General features: G+C 62.3%; 16 protein-coding genes. 9 read left to right on the top strand and 7 right to left on the bottom strand.

Annotation, left to right across the window (positions count from 1 at the left end):
* Positions 1–285: 285 nt before the first annotated feature.
* A complete protein-coding gene (locus ACLBWT_RS11075; protein ID WP_447663183.1) occupies positions 286–393 on the bottom strand; it encodes a type II toxin-antitoxin system PemK/MazF family toxin in 108 nt (35 codons plus the stop codon).
* Entirely contained in the window at positions 393–656 is a 264-nt protein-coding gene (locus ACLBWT_RS11070; protein ID WP_447663182.1) for an AbrB/MazE/SpoVT family DNA-binding domain-containing protein, read from the bottom strand. Before ACLBWT_RS11070 ends, ACLBWT_RS11075 begins: the two co-directional genes overlap by 1 nt.
* A 330-nt stretch (positions 657–986) precedes the next feature.
* Between ACLBWT_RS11070 and ACLBWT_RS11065 the strand changes: the two genes are divergently transcribed.
* The 8 genes from ACLBWT_RS11065 to ACLBWT_RS11030 all read left to right on the top strand — a co-directional run bounded on the left by ACLBWT_RS11065 (position 987) and on the right by ACLBWT_RS11030 (position 10,538).
* Complete coding sequence (locus ACLBWT_RS11065; protein WP_447663181.1) at positions 987–2,525, top strand: phytoene desaturase family protein; 1,539 nt, start codon at positions 987–989, stop codon at positions 2,523–2,525.
* Positions 2,522–3,979, top strand: a complete 1,458-nt coding sequence (locus ACLBWT_RS11060; RefSeq protein ID WP_447663180.1) for a phytoene desaturase family protein — start codon at positions 2,522–2,524, stop codon at positions 3,977–3,979. Before ACLBWT_RS11065 ends, ACLBWT_RS11060 begins: the two co-directional genes overlap by 4 nt.
* Positions 3,973–4,902 (top strand): phytoene/squalene synthase family protein, encoded by a 930-nt coding sequence (locus ACLBWT_RS11055; protein WP_447663179.1) that lies wholly within the window; start codon positions 3,973–3,975, stop codon positions 4,900–4,902. Before ACLBWT_RS11060 ends, ACLBWT_RS11055 begins: the two co-directional genes overlap by 7 nt.
* Complete coding sequence (locus tag ACLBWT_RS11050; protein ID WP_447663178.1) at positions 4,899–5,990, top strand: carotenoid biosynthesis protein; 1,092 nt, start codon at positions 4,899–4,901, stop codon at positions 5,988–5,990. The genes ACLBWT_RS11055 and ACLBWT_RS11050 overlap by 4 nt, the downstream gene beginning before the upstream one ends.
* On the top strand, positions 5,974–6,753 hold the full coding sequence (locus ACLBWT_RS11045) for a lysophospholipid acyltransferase family protein (RefSeq protein WP_447663177.1): 780 nt from the start codon (positions 5,974–5,976) through the stop codon (positions 6,751–6,753). Before ACLBWT_RS11050 ends, ACLBWT_RS11045 begins: the two co-directional genes overlap by 17 nt.
* Positions 6,729–7,973: a glycosyltransferase gene (locus tag ACLBWT_RS11040; RefSeq protein WP_447663176.1), complete on the top strand. Its 1,245-nt coding sequence runs from the start codon at positions 6,729–6,731 to the stop codon at positions 7,971–7,973. Before ACLBWT_RS11045 ends, ACLBWT_RS11040 begins: the two co-directional genes overlap by 25 nt.
* A complete protein-coding gene (locus ACLBWT_RS11035) occupies positions 7,970–9,496 on the top strand; it encodes a phytoene desaturase family protein (protein WP_447663175.1) in 1,527 nt (508 codons plus the stop codon). Before ACLBWT_RS11040 ends, ACLBWT_RS11035 begins: the two co-directional genes overlap by 4 nt.
* A gap of 271 nt (positions 9,497–9,767) precedes the next feature.
* Positions 9,768–10,538 carry a sporulation protein gene (locus tag ACLBWT_RS11030; RefSeq protein WP_447663174.1) on the top strand — a complete coding sequence of 257 codons (771 nt, stop codon included), beginning with the start codon at positions 9,768–9,770 and terminating at the stop codon, positions 10,536–10,538.
* 192 nt (positions 10,539–10,730) lie between these two features.
* Here the strand turns inward: ACLBWT_RS11030 and dat are convergent, their stop codons facing one another.
* Genes dat through ACLBWT_RS11010 form a run of 4 tightly spaced genes read right to left on the bottom strand, consistent with a single transcriptional unit; the run spans position 10,731 to position 13,313 of the window.
* Complete coding sequence (dat, locus tag ACLBWT_RS11025; protein ID WP_447663173.1) at positions 10,731–11,585, bottom strand: D-amino-acid transaminase; 855 nt, start codon at positions 11,583–11,585, stop codon at positions 10,731–10,733.
* A complete protein-coding gene (locus tag ACLBWT_RS11020) occupies positions 11,582–12,208 on the bottom strand; it encodes a nucleotidyltransferase family protein (RefSeq protein WP_447663172.1) in 627 nt (208 codons plus the stop codon). Before ACLBWT_RS11020 ends, dat begins: the two co-directional genes overlap by 4 nt.
* Positions 12,205–12,831, bottom strand: coding sequence for a hypothetical protein (locus tag ACLBWT_RS11015; RefSeq protein WP_447663171.1), 627 nt, complete (start codon positions 12,829–12,831; stop codon positions 12,205–12,207). The genes ACLBWT_RS11020 and ACLBWT_RS11015 overlap by 4 nt, the downstream gene beginning before the upstream one ends.
* Complete coding sequence (locus ACLBWT_RS11010; protein ID WP_447663170.1) at positions 12,828–13,313, bottom strand: hypothetical protein; 486 nt, start codon at positions 13,311–13,313, stop codon at positions 12,828–12,830. The genes ACLBWT_RS11015 and ACLBWT_RS11010 overlap by 4 nt, the downstream gene beginning before the upstream one ends.
* Positions 13,314–13,384: 71 nt before the next feature.
* Here ACLBWT_RS11010 and ACLBWT_RS11005 point away from each other — a divergent pair, with 71 nt between their 5' ends.
* Positions 13,385–14,047 carry an AAA family ATPase gene (locus ACLBWT_RS11005; RefSeq protein WP_447663169.1) on the top strand — a complete coding sequence of 221 codons (663 nt, stop codon included), beginning with the start codon at positions 13,385–13,387 and terminating at the stop codon, positions 14,045–14,047.
* A 93-nt stretch (positions 14,048–14,140) separates the two neighbouring features.
* Here ACLBWT_RS11005 and ACLBWT_RS11000 read toward each other — a convergent pair whose 3' ends face one another.
* Positions 14,141–15,424 carry an NAD(P)/FAD-dependent oxidoreductase gene (locus ACLBWT_RS11000; protein ID WP_447663168.1) on the bottom strand — a complete coding sequence of 428 codons (1,284 nt, stop codon included), beginning with the start codon at positions 15,422–15,424 and terminating at the stop codon, positions 14,141–14,143.
* Positions 15,425–15,514: the final 90 nt, after the last annotated feature.

Raw genomic sequence — 15,514 nt, 5'->3', positions numbered from 1 at the left:
CTTCAAACGATGTTGTTGACACAAGATCAAGGGTGCTCCTCCGGTCGATGAATAGAGAGCCCGCAGCAGCGATGTTGATCTGCATACGGGCTCTATTTTTATGCAAGTATGGACCGGAGAATTGTAATCGTTCTTTTGTAAAAATCACTTTGTGGATCAATCTCGCCAATCACAACTGCGTTTCGAGCGTCTAGATCGACCGATCGAGCATGATTCGGAATTGCCCCACCACAGAGTTCCGTCCAATCCGACTTTCCCACGAGCTTCCCGTTGACGAGTTAGCCATTACGAGACAACAAGTACCGGACGATACGAGGCTTGTTCCTGTCCCTTAGTAGGATTCAGGCTTAAATATACAATACTTCCGCGCTTCACGTCACCGGTAATGCCCATTAATCGATCTCATCCCCCACGGGTTCCCAGCGCTCCTCTTCGTCTTCATATCCCTCCATTTCATCGGTGACTTGGGAAACTAAAGACAAATAAAACGCTCTCAGACTCTCTTGGTCATCAGCTGCGGGATAAACATGTGGCTGAACGAAGAAACCTGCGTCGGAGGGGAGGAATTCGATCTCAACACCATCAGCGAATTTGTACATTTTCGCCACATCGGCGGAGATCCGCAATGCCAAGCTATTTCCCCAAGTCTTGATCATCTCGGGCCAATGGTTCTGCTGCCAGCTTCAGATGAATGACCTTGCTTTCATCCAGATTTTTTGTCCTTGTTCCCTGACGTCCTGCTGCGGCCGCCACGGGCATGTTCCCCGGTCCCTTCGTTCTCAATTGTTCTTACGGCTCATATCCTGCAAGTACAAGCTTTGAAAACTTATCTTCATGCCCGCCTGCGGACAAGCAGGAAAATCCGGATGGAAAGAGAAATAGTCCTGATCAATAATTATACCGTATGGTTAATTATTGATCATGGTTAAACCTTCCTCTATGTCTATTTGGGGCCTGGGAGATCGGATAATGGGAGCGGTGATGGGATGGTTGTGGGGAAAAGGGCTGCCGTAATCGGCGCCGGACCGGGCGGGCTGGCGGCAGCGATGCTGCTGGCCGCCCAGGGTGTGGACGTGATTGTCGTGGAGAAGCAGCCCTATGTAGGAGGGAGAACCTCGGGACTGCGTCTGGGAGCGTACAGCTTCGACCGCGGGCCGACGTTCCTCATGATGCTTCCCGTCATGGAGGAGCTGTTCCAGCGCAGCGGGCGCAGGCTGCAGGATTATGTGGAGCTGAAGCGCGTCGACCCGCTGTACACGCTGAAGTTCGGAGAGAAGGAGTTTTCTCCCGGCGGCAGCCACGAGGACATCGCGGAGCATGTCGAGGAGCTGTTCCCGGGCAATGGGGCGAACTACCTTAGGTTCATGGAGCGCGAGCGCAAAAAGCTCGCCGGGCTCATGCCGCTGCTGCGGCAGCCGTTCTCGCGGCGGTCCGACTATCTGTCGGGAAGGATGCTGCGCGCGCTTCCGAAGATGGATGTGCTGGACACCGTCCACAGCCGATTGTCCAAGTATTTTACGGATGAGCGGCTGCGCTGGGCGTTCTCGTTCCAGTCCAAATACCTCGGCATGTCGCCTTGGGAATGTCCCGGAGCCTTCACGATGCTGAGCTTCCTGGAGCATGAATACGGGCTCTACCATCCTGTCGGAGGCCTGCACCGGATCTGCGAGGCGATGGCGCAGGTGGCGCGCGAGCATGGAGGCGTCATCCGCACCGGAATCGGGGCCGAACGGGTCCTGCTGAGAGATGGCCGAGCCGTCGGCGTCCTCCTGGAGGACGGGACGGTCGTGGAAGCCGACGATGTCGTCATCGGCGCCGATTACGGACATGCCGTCAGCACTCTGTTCGAGCCGGGGGAGCTCCGCCGTCATGCGCCGGCCAAGCTGGTGAAGAAGAAGCTGAGCCTTTCCACGTTCATGCTGTATCTGGGCATAGGGGCTCCGCTCCGGCTTCCCCACCACAAGATCGTATTCGCCGAAGATTACCGCCTCAATGTGGATGACATGACCAAGCGGCTCCGGCTGTCGGAAAACCCGTCCGTCTACATCCATAATCCGTCGCGGCTGGATCCAACGTTGGCTCCGGAAGGGAAATCGGCCGTGTATCTGCTGATGCCGGTGCCCAACAACCGGTCGGGAATCGATTGGGAGAGGGAAGCCCCCGGCATCCGCAGAAGGATGCTGGACGTTCTCGCCCGGGAGAGCGGCCTGGCGGAGGTCGACAGCCTCATCGAGGAGGAAAGGATGCATACGCCTGCGGACTGGGAGCGGGAGTCGTTCGTCTACCGGGGAGCAACCTTCAATCTGGCCCACAGCCTGGATCAGATGATGTATATGCGGCCGCATAACAAATTCCAGGATGCGGAGCATTGCTTCCTCGTCGGCGGAGGCACCCATCCCGGCAGCGGCCTGCCGACGATCATGCAGTCGGCGATGATCAGCTCGGAGCTTCTGCTGAGGCAATACGAACGGCGGGCGCGTACGGATGCTCATGCGCCGCTGCAGGCGAGGAGGGCGGAGCGATGAGGATTGCCGTCATCGGAGCCGGAGTCGGCGGGCTGGTCTCGGCGCTGCTGCTGCGCCGGCAGGGGCATGACATCGACGTCTACGAGAAGGAGGCGGTGCCGGGAGGACGGCTGGCCTACGAAGCCGACGAGTCGGGCATGTACCGGATCGACCGGGGGCCGACGATCGTCCTGCTGCCGGATCTGCTGAGGGACATTCTCGCCGAAGCCGGAGTGCCGGACGATGCCGTGCAGCTGCTTCGCTGCGATCCGCTGTACGATTTCTACTACCCGGACGGAACGCGCTGGACCAAGTGGCAGGATAGGGGACAGCAAGAGGCCAATCTGGAGAGAACGTATTCCGGCGGAGGGGCTGACTTCAGGCGGTACATGGAGGATATGGAGGAGCTGTTCGAATACGGATTCGATGCGTTCCTATCCCGTTCATTCCCCGGCATCCGTTCCTTCCTGACGCCCGCCAACCTGAAATTCCTGCTTCGCTCGCGAGCCTACCGGGCTATCGATCCTTGGGCCGGCTCCTACTTCCGCAGCCGCCGGATACGCGAGGCGTACTCCCTGCAGTCGCTGTACATAGGAGGATCGCCGCAGGAGACCCCGGCTCTGTACGGCTTGATTCCTTACAGCGAGCACAAGCACGGAATCTGGTATCTAAAAGGCGGATATGCCGGATTGGCGTCTGTGCTTGGGCAGGCCAGCGCCGAACAGGGCATTCCCATCCGTTGCTCGGCTCCGGTGGACAAGGTTGTCGTGTCGGGCGGACGCTGCACGGGCATACGGACCGGCGGGGAGGAGCTCAACTATGATGCGGTCGTGTTCAATGGAGACTATCCGGCGCTGGCCGGGCTGCTGGAAGGATGGCGCGGCAAGCCGCGCCGCTTCCGCCCATCCTCCGGCTGCCTGCTCATCTATGCCGGGGCGGCGAGGCGATGGGACCATGCCGGCGTCCATCAGTTCTTCCTGGGCGAGCGCCACGGAGACCATATGAAGGATCTGTTCCACCGCGGACGCCTGTCCGAGGAGCCCTCCTTCTACATGTTCAACCCTGCTGCAGTCGACCCGGATGCCGCTCCCGAGGGACATAGCGCGCTCTACTTCCTCGTCCCCGTGCCGGCCGACGAGGCTCTGGATTGGGACGGTGCCGGCGAGGAGCTGGCCGAGCGCGTGCTGGAGCGGGCCGAGAGGCTGCTGCTCCCCGGCTTGCGGGACAGCATCCGCTGGCGCCGCATCCGGACGCCGCGCGATGCGGCCCGCGACGGCCTTTACCGGGGAGGCAGCTTCGGCATCGCCCCGGTGCTGACTCAGTCCGGCAGCTTCCGTCCCCAGGTCAAGCCGCTTCCGGTCGAGGGACTGTATGCGGTCGGAGCTTCGGTTCATCCCGGCGGCGGCATTCCGATCGTCATGCAAGGCGCGCGCCTGCTCGCCCAGCAAATCGCAAAGGAGCTGGAACCATGTTGAATCCGCGGCTGGCCGCCTCATGCGAGGAGGTCATGAAAAGAAGCTCGGCCAGCTTTTACGAAGCCTTCCGCTTGTTGTCCTCTCCACGCCGCGAGGCTGTCTTCGTCATCTATGCCTTCTGCCGGATGATAGACGATTCCGTGGACGAGCCGGACAAGGCGGACTACAGCCTGGATGAGCTGGAGGCGCTGTTCGGCAAGCTGGACGAAGCCGAAGGCCACTTCATCTGGCCTTCCCTGCGCTGGCTGATGGCCAGCTTCCCGATCGCCAAGGAGCCGTTCCTGACCCAGATGAGCGGACAGCGGTTGGATCGTGTCCAGACCCATTACGATACGCTGGCGCAGCTGGAGGATTACTGCTACCGCGTAGCCGGCTCCGTCGGCGAAATGCTGCTTCCCGTCCTCCACGAGAGCCCGGACAGGGAGATCGTCGAGGCGGGCATATGGCTCGGCAAAGGCATGCAGATCGTCAACATCATCCGGGACGTCGGAGAAGACCGCGGTCTTGGAAGGCGGTACATCCCTCTCGAACTGATGAAGCGCTGCGGGTATTCGGAGGAGCGGTTCGCAGCCGGAGAGGTGGACGCAGCGTTCCGCCGGCTGCTCGGCGAACTTGCCGGGACGGCCCGGCAATGGTTCGGGCGCGGCCTCGCCCATCTGTCCTCGTATCCCCAGGAGAGCGCGTTCGCTATCCGCCTGGCCGCTCATTACTATTTTGCCATTCTCCACGCGGTGGAGGAGAACGGATACGATGTCTACGGCAAGCGGGCGTATGTGAGCGACGAGGCCAAGAAGACGATTCTCCGGGCCGTGATGGCCGATATGGCCGAGGCGGAGCGGGAAGCCGCCGATCCGGGGGAAGGCTTTACGGCAGGGGAGGAAGCCGGGATGCAGCCCTCATCTCCGGAGAGGCTGGCTCAATGAGCCGCCCCGCGCAGGAGGAGACATTCCCCATCCATCCTTCCGGGAGAACGGAACGGGAGGAGCCGACGGACAACGGCCTGCAGGATCGCCAGGGAAGGCAAGGAAGCCAAGAACGGCAAGAACGGCAAGAACGGCAAGAACGGCAAGAACGGCAAGAACGGCAAGAACGGCAAGAACGGCAAGGAAGCCAAGAGCGACAAGAGTGGGAAGAACGGCAAGAACGGCAAGAACGGCAAGAACGGCAAGAACGGCAAGAACGGCAAGAACGGCAAGAACGGCGAGAGCGGGCATCGGAGGGGTGGCAGTGGGCTGCTCTTCAGCGGCTTGCGTCCGCTTATCCCGTTACCGCTCTGTTCGCCGTCTGGTACTCCGTCGGTTTCCTGCTCATGGTGTTCGCCGAGGTGCCGAAGCCGCTTGAGTTCTCCAATGGCGTGTTCCTGGTCCTCTACGCGCTCTGTCTGTGCGAGCTGGCCGCGACCGGAATAGGCGCAGCCCGGAAGCATCGGGACGAAGCTCTTGCCCGGCCGGTCGGCTGGAGCCGTCTCGCTCTGTCCGCTGCCGGCATCGCGGCAGGCACCTTCGCGGTCGAGTATGCGGGCGTGCATACCGGATTCCCCTTCGGCTCCTACCGCTACGAAAATACGCTGGGATCGCTGCTCGGCGGCGTTCCGTGGACGATGGGGCCGGCATGGGTCGGAGTCATTCTGAACGGCGCCCTCCTGTCGAGCTCGCGGGGCAGGCTGGTCCGCGCCCTGGAGACGGGGGCTTGGGTCGTGCTGCTCGATCTCGTGCTCGATCCTGTCGCGGAGGCGCGGGGATTCTGGCATTGGCAGGACGGAGGAGTCTACTACGGCATTCCGGCCGCTAATTTTGCCGGCTGGTTCGTCGTCGGGGCGCTGCTGTCCCTGCTGCTGCCGTCCGGCATAATGCTCGCTTCAGCCCGCTTCGCCGCTCTGCGGGTCATGCAGGGAATGCTGCTGCTGTTCGGGCTGCTCGCGGCCAAGGCAGGCTTGATGCCTGTATTTCTGCTGTCGCTGTTGTTCATGGCGGCAGCCGAAGGGAGGGTCCGCTTTGATTCAAGCCGATAAGAAGACATGGTTCCGGCGGTTGTTTTTCCGCTATCAGAAGCATTACCTGTTCCCGCGATACCTGCATGGCCTGTATGTATCGGGCGACATGGAAGGCGCTCGAGAGGGAACAGACGGCAGCGGCGCTGCCGTCCCCGTTCTCTACGTTTGCAACCATGTGTCCTGGTGGGACGGGCTTGTGCTGTTCCAGCTGACGGAGCAGCTGTCCCGGCAGGACCATTACATCATGATGGACGAGCAAGGCCTCCGAAACTATCCTTTCTTCCGGAAGATCGGGGCATTCTCGGTCAACCGCAGCCGCCCGCGGGACATGCTGGAATCGTTGGGCTATGCGGAGAGCCTTCTGCAGGCGGGGGCGCCGGTGTGGGTCTTCCCGCAGGGAGCCATCATGTCTCCGGACGCGGACATCCGGGCCGCAAGCGGAATCGGCCATCTGATGCGCCGGGCCGGGCAAGCCGAGCTCAGGCCGGTCACGCTTCGCTATTTGCTCGGCGATCACCAGAAGCCCCTTGCGGCGGTCCGCTTCGGCGAGCCGATCCGGCGGGATTGGGGCGGCATGGACCGCAGCGAGGCCGCTTCCGAGGTCGAGGCTCTGCTCCGGAAGCAGGCGGCCGAGCAGCGGTCGATTCTTGCGGAATGCCCGCTGCCTGGGACCGGGAACGGATACGAGGCAGTCTGGGAAGGCGGCAGGCGGACGACAGCGGAACGGTACCGGAAGCTCAAGGAGGGGATCGGGCCATGGCAGCCTTTCTCGCGGCATTGACGGGCGCGCTCGTAGTCCAGCTGCTGTTCGTGCTGTGGAACCGCCGCTACCATGTCGAGCTTGGAGAGCCAGACAGGCACAGGGGGAGCGGGCAAGAGGCTGGAGGCCGGAACAAGAAGGACGCCGTGAGCCGGGTCGGAAGCGCCGAAGCCAGAGCAGACACGTACTCTGAGGATTACGAAGTAATGCCGAGTGATATCTCTATTCTCGTACCGGCCCGCAATGAAGAAAGGAATATCGGCGATTGCCTGCAAGCGCTGCTGGCGCTGCGCGGACGGCCGCATGAAATTCTGGTGCTGGACGACCATTCGGAGGATGGGACGGCGAGCATCGTGAGCAGCATTGCCGGCGATCCGGACATGGGCGTCAAGCTTCTGCAAGGCGGACCGCTGCCGGAAGGCTGGATGGGCAAGTCCCATGCTTGCTCCCAGCTGGCGCAAGCCGCTTCGGGCCGGTGGCTGCTGTTCGTGGACGCGGATGTCCGGCTTGGTCCGGACGCGCTGGAGGCAGCCGCGGCGGAAGCCTCGCTCCAGCGGAGCGGACTCGTCAGCGGATTTCCCCGGCAGGAGACAGGGGGCTGGATGGAGCGGCTCGTCGTATCCATGATGATGTTCACGATTTTGAGCCATCTGCCGCTGAGGCTTGTTTCCCGCTCGGACGATCAGCGATTCGCCGCCGCCAACGGCGCTTTCATTCTCGTTGAAGCCCGGAGCTACGATCGAATAGGCGGGCATGAGGCGGTCCGGGAATCTCTATTGGACGATATGGATCTGATCCGCCAGGCGAAGCGCCGGGGCGAGCCGGTACGGCTGGCCCGGATCGACCGGGTGGCTTCCATGCGGATGTACCGCAGCCCCGGTGAAGTATGGAACGGCTACCGCAAAAACCTGTTTCCGGGCCTCGGGAGAAGCTTTCCTTTGATGGGATTCGTTTTCTTGGCCTATGCGCTGCTCTATCTGGCGCCACCGGCCGCCCTGCTGGGCGGCATGACGGCATGGGCCGTCTCTGGAGCGGCTCCTCTTTGGCTGGGATGGGCCGCGTCCGCGGCGGCGCTCGGCATGGCGGTGAAGACGGCAGTCGACGTATCCAGCGGACTTTCGGCATGGTACGGAATCTTCGTGCCCGCCAGCATCGTCCTGACGATTCTCATCGGCCTGGATTCGGCGCGGGTCCATTATGCCGGAAGCGGCTACGAATGGAAAGGCAGGCGGTACGCATGAAAGGAGGCCGAAAAGCCGTCGTCGTCGGCGCCGGCCTGGGGGGGCTCAGCTGCGCGATCCATCTGGCCCTGCAGGGATGGGGCGTGACGGTCGTGGAGAAGGAGCCCCTTCCCGGCGGCAAGCTGCAGCGTGTGGAGGAAGCCGGCTACCGGTTCGACAACGGCCCGAGCACGATGACGATGCAGCCCGTATTCGATGCGGTGTTCGAGGCTGCCGGACGGCGCAGAGAGGATTATGTCGAGTTCTATCCGCTCGATCCCGTCGCACGCAATGCCTTCCATGACGGAACGATCGTGGACGTCACCGGCGACATCGGGCTCATGGAGGAGCAGATCGCCCGCTACAGTCCGGAGGATGCGCTGAAGTACCGGCCGTTCATGAGGGAAAGCGCCCGCTTGTATGAGCTGGCTTCCAAAGAGTTTCTCAGCCGCCTCGTGCTGGATTGGCGGGACAAGCTGCAGCCTTCGCTGCTGGCCGGCTTTGGACGGATTCGTCCGTTCACCCCGATGAGCCGGACGATCCGGAACTACTTCCGCCACCCTCATACATTGGCGATGTTCGGGCGTTATGCGACCTATGTCGGCGCATCCCCGCAGCGCGCTCCATCCATCTTCAATATGATGGCCCATGTGGAAGCCGACCAAGGGGTGTTCGGAGTCAAGGGAGGCACGTACTCCATTGTGGCGGCTTTCGCGAAGCTGGCCGGAGAGCTTGGAGTCGCCATCGCGGCCGGCGATGCGGCCAAGGAGATTCTTATTGCCGGAGGGAAAGCGGCCGGCGTAGAAACCGAAGGCGGCAACCTGTGGGAGGCCGACGCCGTCGTGGTCAACGCCGATGCGCTGGCGGCCGTGCCCCGCCTGATCCCGGACCATCCGGGGGCTTCCCGGATGAGCGGCCGGCTGCATAAGCTGGAGCCGTCCGTCAGCGGTTTCGTTCTGCTGGCCGGAGTCGAGAGGGACTACCCGCAGCTTCTGCATCACAATGTCTTTTTCCCCGAGCGGTACCATCTCGAATTCGACGACCTGTTCCGCAAAGGAATTCTGCCGGAGAAGCCGGCCGTCTACGTCTGCCGCTCCGGCGGAGGGGCTGGTGTGGGCGGCGGCGAAGGTGAAGGCGCGAGGTCGAGCCTGTTCGTGCTGGTCAACGCTCCTGCGCAGCGCGACGGTTATTCTGTGGAAAATAGGAAGGAAGAATATGCCGCACGCATTCTGGGCCTGCTGGAAGAACGCGGCTTGCTAGGCATCGGCGCGGCCGTCCGGCGTGAAGGAGGCTTGCTTCGGATCCAGACGCCGGATGACCTGCAGCGCCGGACCGGAGCTTGGAGGGGAAGCATCTATGGCATGTCGTCCAATGGCTTCCGCCAGTCCTTCTTCCGGTACCCGAGCAAGGATTCCCGCCTTGGGAGATTGTGGTATGTCGGAGGCTCGACCCATCCGGGCGGAGGCACCCCGATCGTGACGATCGGCGGGAGGCTGGTGGCGGAGCGCATCGCGAAAGAAGGGGTGCGAGCGGGGCGGGCATGACGCGGGTCTCGAGACAGACATAAACGAGATGAGCATGATCACGATGCGACCCCAGCCCAGCAGCAAGCGGCGGCAGGACCCGGGGAAGCACCTTCCGCCGGGTCCTTGGCATGCATGCGGGCACCGGCAGCAAGCCGGCCGCCGGTCTGAAACCTGGAGCGGCATGAGCCGTACTACCTGTCAATCCATGATCTGACGGCCGCCATACCGCCAGCTGTTCCCGGTGAAGCCGAGAGGATCCTGGGAATTCAGATGCAGGAGAGTGGCAGGGATGTCTTTTTTCAAGAATATGATGGCTTCAATCGGAATCGGGGCCGCCAAGGTCGATACGGTTCTGGAAGTATCCTACAGCGGCATTCGTCCAGGGGATGAGATCAACGGACGGGTCATCGTGACGGGAGGGGCGGTTCCCCAGCAGATCAACGGCATCGAGCTGCTGCTCATGACCTCCTTCATCAAGGAAGTGAACGACCAGAAGGTTCGGGAAAATGCAGCGATTGCCAGATTGCCCCTGTGCGCGGCGTTCGAGGTCAAAGCCGGAGGCAAGGAAGAGATTCCGTTCCGCTGGCAGCTGCCGGTGACGGCGCCGATTACCGCCGGCGGCACGCAGATCTGGGTGAAGACCGCGCTGGATATCGCGAGCTCGCTCGACGCATCGGATGAGGATTACATCAAGGTGCTCCCCCATCCTTTGGTGGGAGAGGTGCTGGAAGCGTTATCCTCGCTCGGCTTCCGCACCCGCGAGGTCGAATGCAAATATGCCCCCCACAGCCGTTACGGGACGTCTCTCCTGCAGGAATTCGAGCTGGTTCCGGGCAGGGCATCAGGCTTTGGCAAACTCGACGAGCTTGAGATCGTCTTCATCCCTTCGGCTGCGTACGTGGATGTGCTGATGGAGGTCGACCGCCGTTCGGGCGGCTTTGCAGAGTGGCTGGGAACGGATGAATCCCGCATTTCCTTCCGTCTCTACGAGGAGGATATCCAGCGCGGCAGGGCTGCCCTGGCCGAGAACCTGTCCTCCCGCATCCACAGCTTCATGTAAGAGCTGTCCGGGCGTCTTCCGCAGTCTGCAAAGGCTCTTTCCTTGAATGTTCCTCCCGATTTCCTTTGGCAAGGACCAAAGCAAAGCATGCGAGGGGATCGGCAGAGCAATAAATATAGCATCGAATAAACAAAGAAGGCCGTCCTCTGCATCCTGCAGGGACGGCCTTCTTTTTGCTACGGACAATCAGGATCAGACCGAAGCCGGCAGCGAGGTCTTCTCCAGGAACAGGCGATGCAGCTCGCGGACCGTCTCGCCCGGCGCGCCGGAGCCGATCGGCCCCTGGCCGTGGATCTGCACGACCGGAATGATCTCGATGCCGGTGCTGGTCAGGAACGCTTCATCGGCATCCAGAAGCTCGGCCGGCGTGAACGGCTCCTCGATGAACGGGATGGCGGCTTCAAGCGCGATGCGGCGGACCGCTTCGCGCTTGATGCCGGGCAGGATCCGATTGGACAGCGGCGCGGTGCGGATGGCGCCGTCCTTGACGAGGTACATGTTGGAGCTGGAGCCCTCGGTGATATATCCGTCCTCCCGCACGAGCACGGCCTCGAAGCAGCCCGCATCGACGGCCGCCTGCTTGGCCAGCACGTTGGGGAGCAGATTGAGCGACTTGATATGGCAGTTCATCCAGCGCTCGTCAGGATGCAGCAGGACGGATACGCCCTGCTTGCGCAGCTCGGGATTCACTTCCCTGGAAGGCTTCACAGTCATGGACAGGGAGGCAGGGACATCCGGGAACGGATGGTTGCGGGGAGCGATGCCCCTCGTCAGCTGCATGTAGATATCGGCATGGCGCAGCCCGCTCCGTTCCAGCAGCTGGACCATGACAGCCAGAAGCTCGGCGCGGGAGATGCCGGGATTCAATCGGATCAGCTCCGCGCTGCGGTAGAACCGGTCGAAATGCTCCTCCAGCATGAAGCCCTTTCCGTCGTAGAACCGCATGTACTCGTAGACGCCGTCGCCGAATTGATGGCCGCGCTCCTCTACCGGAACGACCGCCTCGTCCAGCGGAACGAACCGGCCGTTGTAATAAGCCAGACTCATGTTGGCTCCTCCTTCTTGTCATTCTCTGAAATCAGCTGCAGCCGGGGCCATTTGGCCAGCCACTGCTTGGAGCCCGCCCTGCGCAGGAACAACCCGGCATCGGAGAGCCGGGGGCTTGGCCGCAGCAGAAGGCCGAACAAGTCCTCCAGGCCATGCGGGGCGAGCACGGCGATCGTTCCGTCCTCCCTCATGGCGGCGGCGACGGCCGTCGCCGTCTCCGGCCAGCAGCTCATCGCATCCGCCACGTCTTCATAAGGCGGAAGGCCGCTGACGACATGCATGCGCGCCTGGTTTTTGCAGGACCAGCGCAGCTCCGGCAGGCCCAAGGCCAGCTGTCGCTCCCAGACCTTCTCCTCCGCTTCGTCCGGATGCTCCTGATCATAATAGATGACGTCCGCATCATCAAGCGGCGTGCGCTCCCGGTAGTCATGCAGGCGGTCCCAGACCAGATTGCGGATATAGCCGGCGGACAGCCAGGCTCCTGGCGGGCCATGATCTCTCAAATGCCTGAGATGATCGGGAGCTTGCGGATCGGTAAGGAGCAGCGCAACAAGCTGTTGTTCAAGCAGCTGCTTGCGCCCGGCTCCATCTGTCCGCCGGAAGCCCCCTTGGAAGCTGTTCATCCCCGTACCTCCCTTCTTTCAGGTGTTAGCTCATAGAGAAGCTTGCCGGAAGCGTCGTACACCCGGATCTTATCTCCCCAGGGACTAGGACTTCCCTCCGAAGAGGGCGTCGCTTCGACAGCATGATAGAAGATTCCGTTGTAGGCAACACTGAGTTCGGTGCCGTCTATTTGGACGAGCCGAACTTCGGCCGCCTGCGGATCATGGATCTGGCCATAGACGGAATAGACGTTCTTGGACCCTACGCTGGACATGGACCCGTAATAATCGGCCTTGATGCCGTCATCGAGCCGGCTGCCGGCCGAGCCGCCGCCGATCGTCCATACGAATCCGGCATGGCGGGTGACCAGAAATTGATGGAAGAGCCCGTTGTCCTCGTCCTCCAGCAAAACGGAATATCGCCCATTTCCCCAAGGGAGCTGCGATGCGATTGCCGCGGATGGAAGCTCCAACTCCTGCAGGCGCTGGTCGGCGACGGCTTCGAGGCTCCAGAATCGGAAGCCGGATATGGAGGCGAGGATGGCATAGACGATGGCAGCCGCGGCGAGCCAGCGGATGAGGTGTCCCGCGGCCAGTCGGAGCGGAGGAGGACCGGATCGGGAAGGCGAAGGAACGGGGGTCATGATCGGGTTCCCCCTTTAGCCAGCGGAATCCTGTAGCTGAACGACTGTCCGTAGGATTCTCGGCTGACGATGACGTACTTGGCTCCTTCGGGAAGTCCGTCATAAGTAGCCATCATTCCTCCCCCGAACAGGCTGCGCGAGCTGCTGCTTCCCTGGTACATAAGATCTTTGCCCGAATCGGACACGACTTTGACGGCCAGTCCATTCGAGGGCCCGCCAGCCCGCGGGAATCCTTTCGCATCGATAAAGACTTCCAGCTCAGTGCCGTGAACGGCCGCTCCCCGCACCCGGATCCACTTGCCGTAGAAATAGCGGGAGCTTGCCGGCTCGGCCGCATGGAACCGGCCTTCCGAGCGGGCAGCCTTCAATTCCTGCGCAGGGAAGAACACACCGAGCGAAGGGATGAGCAGGAGGAGCAGCATGGCGGCGGAGACGGTCAGAACCGTCCACTCGATATACATCAATACTTTGTGTGCCAGCAACTAAAGGGAAGCCTCCTTCGTCTTATAGCTTCAAGACTATCACAATTGGAGAATAAAGGAAGGGTTGAAGGATGGAGAATGAGCCGGAAAAAATGGGAGTTGACCATAGCGGGTTCCGCGGCTGCCGGATCGTCTGGATCAACGGGGCTTTCGGATCCGGCAAGACGCAGACCGCCTGGGAGCTGCATCGCAGAATTCCGGGCTCCTACGTCTTCGATCCGGAAAATGCCGGCTATTACATCAGGGCCAACATGCCCGATTCCCTGCAAAAGGGGGACTTCCAGGAGTTCGCGCTATGGAGAAGCATCAATTACGACATGCTGTCCTATCTGACCGATCGCCACGACGGCGTGCTGCTCGTGCCGATGACGGTGACGGATCCGCTCAAATTCGCAGAGATCGCGGGCAGGCTGCGAAGCGACGGGAGGGATCTGCGCCACTATGCGCTGCTCGCTTCCGAAGGAGAGCTGCTTCGCCGGCTGCGCTCCCGGGGCGAAGGCCGCCGTTCCTGGGCTGCGGCGCAGATCGGACGCTGCGTGCGCGATCTGAAGCAGGATGCTTTCGCCGAGCAGCTGGATACCGAGCATTGGAGCGTAGCCGAGACGGCGGAGGGGATCGCGGCGCTCGCCGGCCTTGAGCTGCTTCCGCGCAGCGGCGGAGCGTCCGGGGCTTGGAGCCGGCTGCGGACACAGCTGCGCCATCTCCGATGGCAGAAGGGGATGGGCAAGAAATGACCGCTTGACCATGCCCGGGCAGAGTGGAGAGCCGGCGCTGCAAGCGGCAAAAAAGGACCGCATCCCCGACGGGGCCGCAGTCCTTTGCTTCCTTTAAGCGAGCAGCGAGCGCCCGCCCTTGCCGCTGTCATCGCCCTGACGGATCAGGCGGCGAGGATTCAGAATCTCCGCCAGCGGATGCTTCTCCCCGGACAGGGCGGCCTGCAGCATCGAGGCCGCCAGCGAGCTGTAGACCGTGCCGTTGCCGCCGCAGCCCATCGAGTGGAAGATGCCCGGCTGCTCCTTGTCTTCCCCGATGAACGGAAGATCGTCCGCCGACTCGCCGAATGTGCCGCACCAGGCGTACTCCGCTTCGAATTCGGCATCCGGGAAGTAGCGCTTCAGATCGGCGATCAGCTTGTCGGAGCGGTCGCGCAGGAACGTCTCGTCTCCTGCCGGGTCCGGACGGTCCTCGTCCAGGCCCCCGGCTACGATCCGCCCGTCGGGCGTCGTCCGGAAGTAGAAGTAAGGCCGCGCCGTTTCCCATACCATGCTGTCCTCCGGCCAGCCCGGCGGGACGCTGCCCGGCCGGGTAGCCAGGGCATAGGTCCGGCGAAGGATCGGCTTCAGCTCCGAGGCTGCGCTGATGCCCGGGATATAACCGGTGGCCACGACAATATGGCTGGCAGCGACTTCTCCGTCCCCCGCGCTGATGACCCAGCTGCCGCCGCGCCGGCGCACCTCGCGGACAGGGGACTGCTCGAAGATGGGGACGCCATTGTCCGACGCCATCCTCAGCAGCGCCCTCGCGAGCCGGGGCGGATTGGCAAGAGCGTCGCCATAAGTCGTCATGCTGGCGGGAAAAGCCTCCGCGACGCTGGAAGGAATGGCTGCAGGAGCGCCCCAGACGACGGGAAATCCGTTTTTCTCCAGCATCCGGAACTCCCGCATCAGCTTGGCTTCATCTGTCTCCAATGATGCGGCGTAGAGGCTCGAAGCCGGCCGGAATCCGTCGTTCCATTGGCCTGCAGCGGCGGCCAGCCGGCCGAGCGAGCCTACCGCGCCCCGGCACTGCTCATAGAACCGGACCGCCGCCTGGCCGCCATATCGGTCCGCCAGCTCGCTCATCATGATATCGTTGGAAAACTGAAGCAGCCCGGTGCTCGCGGCGGTGCTCGCCGCGGCGGCGCGCCTGCCCTCCAGGATGACGGCCGGGATGCCGGCTTCCGCAAGGGAAGCTCCGATGATTGCCCCGGTCATTCCGCCGCCGATGACGGCAACCCGGGTAACGAGCTTTTCCGACAACGAAGGGTACTGTCCCAGCTCATCCCGCCGATCCAGCGTCGAAGGCCAGTAAAGAGTACCGTCATGTAGCTTGCGCGCAGGCTGCTTGTCCATCTGTATTTCCTCCCGTGAGGCTTTGTTAGTATTGGCTTAACCTGCCCCGCGAGGAGTTGAACCAGGGATTTGGAACCTGCGGCGCCGTCT

This window comes from Paenibacillus sp. D51F (assembly GCF_053345695.1).
Note: the sequence above shows the minus strand (reverse complement) of the source record. Positions and strands in the feature narration are given on the sequence as shown.